The sequence below is a fragment of the Moorena sp. SIO3H5 genome (assembly GCF_010692395.1).
Taxonomy (GTDB): Bacteria; Cyanobacteriota; Cyanobacteriia; order Cyanobacteriales; family Coleofasciculaceae; genus Moorena.
In genome coordinates this window covers 1-1,575 of sequence record NZ_JAAHHS010000740.1, presented here as the reverse complement: position 1 = coordinate 1,575, position 1,575 = coordinate 1, and the positions used below count along the sequence as shown (strand labels likewise).

At 42.0% G+C, this 1,575-nt stretch carries 2 protein-coding genes; both read left to right on the top strand.

What is annotated here, in order from left to right:
* Positions 1 to 1,165: phosphopantetheine-binding protein (locus F6K52_RS36120; protein ID WP_293090009.1), on the top strand; the 1,165-nt coding region annotated here is incomplete at its 5' end.
* Positions 1,162 to 1,575, top strand: a 414-nt coding sequence (locus F6K52_RS36115; protein WP_293090007.1) for a condensation domain-containing protein, incomplete at its 3' end; no start/stop codon positions are given. The genes F6K52_RS36120 and F6K52_RS36115, both read left to right, overlap by 4 nt.

Below are 1,575 nucleotides of genomic sequence, written 5' to 3'. Positions count from 1 at the left end.
AGCATTTAATAGTTCGGTGGAACTGTATCAAGCAACTCCATCACTGTCAGTAGAACAACTCCAGGCGAAGATAGATAGACAAATACAGCAGGAGAAGGAGTTGTTAGTGTCACCAGATTTGTTTATAACTCTCAAGGAAAAACATCCAGAAATAACTCATGTACAAATGCGTTTACAGAGGGGAACAGAACACAATGAACTGAATAAATATCGCTACAGCGTACTATTGCATATAGAGGCACAACCAGGAAAAATAATAACACCGACTGTAGAAAGTGGGGCAGGTATGAGTTATGAGAAGATAGAAGCATATCTGCAGCAAAAGCAGCCAGAATCAATTTGTTTTAGTGGTATAGTAAATGGTAGATTGGCAAATGAAGTAGATTTACTGGAGTTACTATCACAGCCAGAAGCAAAACAGAATGTACAGCAGTTGAGGCAGCTTTTAGAGTCAAAGGCAGTAAATGGCATAGACCCAGAGAGGTTATATGAACTGAGTGCAAATTTAGGGTATAGCTTAGAGTTGTGTTGGTCTGCTCAGGAAGCTCCTGAATTGATGGATGGGGTATTTGTGCGCAGTGAGTTAGCTAAAGAAGGGATAGTGTTAACACCCCTAACTCAAAAATCGGTGGTAGCAGGTAACTGGCATAATTATGGGAATAATCCGTTGAGTTCCCAGTTGAGAAACCAACTGATACCAGAGCTGAGAGAGTATCTGGAGTCGCGGTTGCCAGAGTATATGGTGCCATCGGGGTTGATGGTGTTGTCGCAACTGCCTCTGACTCCCAATGGCAAAGTAGACCGTAAGGCATTGCCTGAACTGGATGTGGCCAGTAGTGTGTCAACGGAGTATGTAGCTCCCCAGACACAGACACAGAAGGTATTAGCAGAGATTTGGGCAGAAGTGTTGGGTATCGAACAGGTGGGAATACACGATAACTTCTTTGATTTGGGGGGTCATTCTTTGATGGCAACTCAGGTTGTTTCTCGGGTGCGACAAACTTTTGGGATGGAATTACTCCTGCAAAGTCTATTTAAGTATCCTAATGTGGCAACTCTGGCAGAGGAAATTGAGACTATGCTGATAGTAGCACAAGATGTTCTCCAAAGTGTAGGGGAAGGTTCTGTAATACAACAAGAAGATGAGGAAAAAGGAGAATTATGAAAACTATTAAACAGTTATTGTTTGAGCTTCGTAGCCTAGGAATTAAGCTTTGGGTTGAGGAAGATCGCTTAAAATACAGTGCTCCAAAAGGAAAGCTCACATCTATGTTACGTAGTGAGTTGGTTGACCGTAAGGCAGAAATCTTAAGTTTTCTACGTCAAGTTAAGCAAGCTACTAATACTATTGAGACTTTCATAGAGCCTATTGAGCGAAATGGCAATCCTCCGCCGTTATCCTTTGCACAGCAAAGGCTATGGTTTATTGAAAAAATGGCCTTGAGTAGCAACGCCTACAATATGCCATTAAGCCTACATCTAGTAGGTAAACTAGACTATGTAGCACTACAACTAAGTATCAACCAAATCATCGCTCGCCATGAAACCCTGAGAACCACTTTCAGTGAAATCAAC